At 61.3% G+C, this 5088-nt stretch carries 5 protein-coding genes; all 5 read left to right on the top strand.

The genetic code is table 11. The annotated features are described in order from the left end of the window. Positions 1-330: 330 nt before the first annotated feature. The 5 genes from WG936_RS12130 (at position 331) to WG936_RS12110 (ending at position 4602) form a co-directional block, all read left to right on the top strand. The gene (locus WG936_RS12130; RefSeq protein ID WP_339565412.1) at positions 331-1440 is read left to right on the top strand and encodes a sensor histidine kinase; all 1110 of its coding nucleotides are present in this window, start codon (positions 331-333) and stop codon (positions 1438-1440) included. Continuing rightward, the gene (locus tag WG936_RS12125) at positions 1437-2108 is read left to right on the top strand and encodes a response regulator transcription factor (protein WP_339565413.1); all 672 of its coding nucleotides are present in this window, start codon (positions 1437-1439) and stop codon (positions 2106-2108) included. Before WG936_RS12130 ends, WG936_RS12125 begins: the two co-directional genes overlap by 4 nt. 81 nt (positions 2109-2189) lie before the next feature. Then, positions 2190-3098 carry an ABC transporter ATP-binding protein gene (locus WG936_RS12120; protein ID WP_339565414.1) on the top strand — a complete coding sequence of 303 codons (909 nt, stop codon included), beginning with the start codon at positions 2190-2192 and terminating at the stop codon, positions 3096-3098. Then, a complete protein-coding gene (locus tag WG936_RS12115; protein WP_339573053.1) occupies positions 3095-3853 on the top strand; it encodes an ABC transporter permease in 759 nt (252 codons plus the stop codon). Before WG936_RS12120 ends, WG936_RS12115 begins: the two co-directional genes overlap by 4 nt. Positions 3854-3855: 2 nt before the next feature. Then, positions 3856-4602 carry an ABC transporter permease gene (locus WG936_RS12110; protein ID WP_339573052.1) on the top strand — a complete coding sequence of 249 codons (747 nt, stop codon included), beginning with the start codon at positions 3856-3858 and terminating at the stop codon, positions 4600-4602. The last annotated feature ends 486 nt before the right edge of the window (positions 4603-5088 follow it).

The raw sequence follows: 5088 nt of genomic DNA, 5'->3' as shown, positions 1-5088 counted from the left end.
CGACCACAGTTACCCGTCGGCCGGCAAGCACCGAAGCCACCGCATGGTCCCTTATCTTCTGTGTTGATCGTTGAACCACCACGAACCACCTTTCTGGTTTGTGGTGCATTCACAGCTTGACACCGCCCTTGGGATTTCGAGTTCATGAATTCGCGTTCACCGATTCGAGCGAGTGGATTCGAAAGCGCCGCCCCAACAAGCCACTCTGGGAGCACCAGAATGCCTCGACCGCGTGGAATCCAATCCCTAAACATGGCATATGAAAAAGGCACTGTGAGTCATACTGCAGCATGATGTGATTGCCTTAGCTTGCTGACTAGTGTCGGTGAGGTGAAGAACATTCGGGCGGTTGATGTCATAGCTGCTGGCGTGCTGGTTTCGCTATCATTCTTGGGATCGTCGATTTCCGCTGTGTGGGACTGGGACCTGTGGCTGACGATCACGCTGTTCGTGGTGCCACTGTGCCGGAAGCGTTGGCCTTTGTCGACCGTCATTGTGATGCTGGGGATCCTTGTGGCATGCGCATTGCGTGTCGAGATCACCATCGCATGCATTCTGGTCGCAGGGCTGGCGGCCTACATCGTGCGTCGGGATTTGCCTGAACCGCTGCGGGCAATCGCTACGGTCACTCTGCTTCTCGGGGACATCGTTGGCCTTTTTGTGTTCACTCCAGGTCTCACAGAAGTCGACCTGTTTAAACGGCTTGTCTACGTGACGTGGAGCGTTACAACCCTCATGGCGTGTGGGTTGATGGGTGAGCTGCGCAGACGCACGTTGGAAGCCCAGGAGATCGCGTTACAGAAGTCGCTGGAGACCCAACGTGAGGAATTTGAGAAGCGCGAGATCTCACAACGCAACCATATTGCCCGGGAGATCCATGATCTAGTGACGCATTCGCTGACCGTGATTGTTGCTCAGGCGGATGGCGGGCGCTACGCCGGTAGTGCAGAAGCGAAAGAGGAAGCGCTGGTGGCGATTTCAAAGGTTGGGCGGGAGTCTCTCCGGCAGATGCGATCGGTGGTGGGCCTCCTACGTGAAGGGGAAAGTCATGCGGCGTCGCCAAGCATCGGCTACGTGGACATCGCCAATCTGGTGCAGCAGACGTCGAGTAGCGGGCTCGCCATCTCCTATCGCGTGACCGGTGAGCCGCCAGAGCAGGTACCCGATGGAGTGTCGCTGGCGATGTACCGGATTGCGCAGGAGGCGCTGACAAATGCGAAAAAGCACGGCGTGGGCGGTGCTACTTTGGGCATCGATTGGCGGCCTGAACAGGCAACTATTCGGGTTCAAAATCCATGTGACAGCCGCACTCCGGGTCTAGGCCACGGCATCACCGGCATGCGTGAACGAGCCGAACTCTGCGGTGGCACCTGTGAGGCGGGCATGCAGTCTGGCCAGTGGCGCGTCCTGGCAACGCTTCCGCTAGGGGCGCACGCATGAACATCGCGCTTGTCGACGACCAACTCCTCTTCCTGCACGGTATCAACCAAATCATCACCTCCCAGCCCGACATGACGGTCGCTTGGCAAGCCACCAACGGGCTCGAGGCGCTGGACAAGGCCGCCGCTGACCCCGTCGACGTGGTGGTGATGGACGTACAAATGCCGCTTCTCGACGGCATCGCCGCCACCAAACGCCTCGCCGAGGCGGCCCCCGAAACAAAGACCATCATCCTGACCACCTTCGATGACGAGGAATACGTCCTCGGTGGCTTGGCCGCCGGGGCCAGCGGATTCATCCTCAAGGACGCCGAACCCGAGGTGCTGCTCGAATCGATCCGCACGGTGTATCACGGGGATGCGGTGATCTCCCCGCGGGCCACCAACCGGATTGTCACTCGGCTGCAAGCACCGCACCAGGTGCCGACTTCCGCCGCGGACCAGCGACTACTAGGTGAACTGACCAACCGAGAGCAAGAGATACTGGTGGCCATCGCCAAGGGCTGGACCAATGCTGAAATCTGCGAGCGCCTCTTTATCTCCATGCCCACAGTGAAAACACACGTGGGCAGGGTGATGTCCAAGACGGGGTCGCGGGATCGGGTGCATGTGGCGCTGCTCGCCTATCGCGCCGGGCTGGTGTCCCGAGAAGACCTGCTCGACTCCTAGCGGGCGTCATGCCTGGGTATGAGGTAGAAATCGTGCTCCGCGCCGATGAGTTCAGGGGCCGGCGGCGGCAGCATGATGGGTATGACAACGATCATCGAGACGAAGAATCTCACCAAAACGTATGGGACGGCTACTGTCGTCGATAAGCTGAATTTGGCGGTCACCCAAGGCAGTGTCCACGGGCTGTTGGGGCCGAACGGGTCCGGCAAGTCCACCACCATGAAGATGATGCTCGGGCTGCTCCGGCCCACCGCGGGCGAGATTTTTGTGCTGGGCCAGCCGATGAATCGCCAGACTCGCGGGCAGGTGCTCGCCCAGGTGGGTTCCCTCATCGAACAACCCTCCGCCTACCTGCACCTCACCGGCGCCGAGAACCTGCGCATCGCCGCCCGGCTGCTGCGCGCGGAACCGGCGAACGTTGAGCGCGCGATCGAGTTGGTGCGCCTGGAAAAGCACATGGACAAGCTGGTCAAGGACTACTCGCTGGGCATGAAGCAGCGCCTCGGCATTGCGCTGGCGCTGCTGCGTGACCCGAAGATCCTCATTCTGGACGAGCCCACGAACGGCCTTGACCCGGCTGGTATCGAGGAGATCCGTGAGCTCATCGTCAGCCTGGCGCGGGATGAGGGGCGCACCGTGTTGGTGTCGAGCCACCTGCTCTCCGAGATCGAGAAGATGGCCACGGAGCTGAGCATCATCCACCAAGGTCAGCTGGTATTTCAGGGAACGCAACGGGAGCTGTTTGAAACCAAGCTGCCAGATGTCTTCGTGGAAACCACCGCGGCCGCGGAGGCGGCCCGCGTGCTGCAAGCGCTGCAGCCCGTCCTGGTGCCCGGCGGCGTCGTACTCGGAAACCTCAGCGAGCAGGACGTTTCGGACATGTGCGTCCGCCTGGTCCAGCAGGGCGTGCCCATCACCCAGGTCGTGCGGCAACACCGCAGCCTGGAAGAAGTTTTCATTGGACTGACCGGTAGGGAGGGATTGCAATGATGGAGAATCTTGCCATCGAGGTAGCCAAACTGCGTCGCTCTCGCGTGCTGCTCTTTGGCCTCGGGCTCACGATGAGCATCATCCTGTTCACCAGCATGAACCTGCTACAAACCGGGAAAATCGATTCCTTTGCGGCCGACCCGGACCAGAACTGGTCCGCATATCTGATCAGCTACCTGATGGTGCTGTCCCTGCTGGCTCCGATCCAGCTCGCGCTACTGGCCAGCCGCGCGGTGGACCCCGAACACCTGGCCGGCGGGTGGCGTCTCAATGCCGTTGCCGGCACGTGGCCGGGCGAGCTACTGCGCCGGAAGTTCCTGGTGTTCGCTGCGATTTTGGGTCTGTTGCGCGCAGTCGAACTGGCAGCGATCGTGGGGGCGCCGCTGGTGCTGGGGGCTCCCGGACCCGCTACGCAGGTTTGGGATTCCTGGCTGCGCTCCACCTTCGGAGTGCTGGGAACCAGCGCCGCCATGCTCGCCCTGTTCATGTGGCTCGCTGCGCGTTTCGAATCCCAGCTGGTGGTGCTGGGCGTGGGCGTGCTCGGCGGATTCCTCGGTATCTGGGGGATGCTCTCGCCGCCGTGGCTCACCATGATCAACCCCTTCGGCTATTTCGCGGTGCTCACCCCGTACACCTTCACTGATGCGGGCGTGGCGCCGGTGCAGCAGGCGTGGCTGCCGTGGGCGCTGTATGTGCTGCTCGCAGCTATCTGCTTCTTCGTCCTCACCCGCCGACTCAACGCAAGGGAATACTAACCATGTTGCTCCGCAATGAACTGCTCAAGTTCCGACGCTCCCACGTGTGGACGGTATTGGTGCTGATCCCGCTAATCTCGGTCGCCTACGGTGCCGGAAACTATTCCGCCAACCGGGAAATGCTCACCGCGGGCTGGTCCAGCTACCTCTCCCAGGTGGTGCTGTTTTACGGCCTGTTCTTCATGACTATCGGTACCGCGATCCTCGCCGCCGCTGCCTGGCGACTCGAGCACCGCGGCTTCAACTGGAACCAGCTCATGACGGTGCCGCGCGGAATCAGCGGGATCATCGCTGCGAAGATCGGCGCGATCGTGGTCCTCGTAGCGATCATGCAGCTCATCGTCCTGGCCCTCAGCCTCGGCGTGGGCCTTGCGCTGCGCATCCCCGGCACCATCCCGTGGGTCAACCTCGCCGGCATCGTGCTCGCGGTGATCCCGGCAGCTGCGGTCGCCGCCTGGCAATCCTTCTTCTCCATGATCATCCGCAACTTCGCCGCCCCCGTCGCCATCGCGCTGGCCGGCACGATCCTCACCTTCGGCGCAATCAGCGCCGGCTTCGAACAGCTCATGTGGATCCTGCCGTCCGCGCTGGTCACCAACACGCTCTCCACCGGCAGCACCGCCGTATCGACGGCCGGAAGCTTCGACGCCGCGACGTTGATCTCACTCCTGATCGCATCTGCCCTGTTGACAGCGCTCGGCTGGGCCACGTCCGTGGCGTGGCTGCGCCGGGTAGATATTCGGTCTTAGGGAGGGCTCCATTTGGGTGGTGATGAATGGCGCCACAACTCACGGTTCGTTCACCACGCCATTGCTCATCTGATCTATGAGCAACTCCGGGTGCTTGCCTTTTGGAAAGGGGATCAGCTTCATGTCAGTGGGTTGGCTTAAACATGCTCTTTCGTGGGGCGTACTTTTCCGCCGCTACTTCGAGAACTCGAAAACTGCAGGAGAGCGGTGCAGGCGTGATTTGAGCTTGCTTGGGTTTTCGAGTTCATGGATTCGAGGAGAGCTCCCGCTAGCCGGGGGAAGCGAGCGATTCCCGGTGGGGCAAGGTCCCAAGAAGGGTGTCTCTTCCCGCCGCTACTTCGAGAATTCGAAAACTGCAGGGCGGTGTCAAGCTGTGAATGCACCACAAACCAGAAAGGTGGTTCGTGGTGGTTCAACGATCAACACAGAAGATAAGGGACCATGCGGTGGCTTCGGTGCTTGCCGGCCGACGGGTAACTGTGGTCG

The sequence above is a fragment of the Corynebacterium sp. H127 genome (assembly GCF_037482665.1).
Lineage (GTDB): Bacteria > Actinomycetota > Actinomycetes > Mycobacteriales > Mycobacteriaceae > Corynebacterium.
This window is presented reverse-complemented; position numbering and strand designations above follow the sequence as displayed.

Excerpts from the sequence above, each read along its gene's own strand:
- WG936_RS12125 (WP_339565413.1), top strand. The coding sequence starts at position 1,437 with ATGAACATCGCGCTTGTCGACGACCAACTCCTCTTCCTGCACGGTATC.
- WG936_RS12120 (WP_339565414.1), top strand. The coding sequence starts at position 2,190 with ATGACAACGATCATCGAGACGAAGAATCTCACCAAAACGTATGGGACG.
- WG936_RS12115 (WP_339573053.1), top strand. The coding sequence starts at position 3,095 with ATGATGGAGAATCTTGCCATCGAGGTAGCCAAACTGCGTCGCTCTCGC.
- WG936_RS12110 (WP_339573052.1), top strand. The coding sequence starts at position 3,856 with ATGTTGCTCCGCAATGAACTGCTCAAGTTCCGACGCTCCCACGTGTGG.